Source organism: Paenibacillus silvestris (genome assembly GCF_009882985.1).
Taxonomy (GTDB): domain Bacteria; phylum Bacillota; class Bacilli; order Paenibacillales; family NBRC-103111; genus Paenibacillus_E; species Paenibacillus_E silvestris.
The window spans coordinates 120,069-120,308 of sequence record NZ_WTUZ01000005.1 but is presented as its reverse complement, the minus strand read 5'-3'; the positions used below and the strand labels follow the sequence as shown (position 1 = coordinate 120,308).

The following is a 240-nucleotide window of genomic DNA, read 5'->3' as shown; positions in this document are numbered from 1 at the left end:
CTGCCGTTAACCAGTTAAACTCAGCGGTTCAAGTGTTTAATGCCGCCGTTATACAAGCAGGCATTCCGACAGCGCTGGGCGCGGCGATCACGGTGGCGCAGCAGGCGTTGACGGATCATCCAGAAGGGGTGAACGTGGGGCAGGCCTCAGCGGGGACGCGCAACGCACTGCAGACCGCGTCCAATACGGCGCAGCAAATACTTAATAACGCGAGCAATTACACGCAGGATCAATTGGATA

General features: G+C 57.1%; 1 protein-coding gene. It reads left to right on the top strand.

The window, feature by feature from the left end; translation table 11 throughout:
• A partial coding sequence (locus GQF01_RS02430) for a hypothetical protein (protein ID WP_161405296.1) occupies nucleotides 1-240 on the top strand: 240 nt, incomplete at both ends.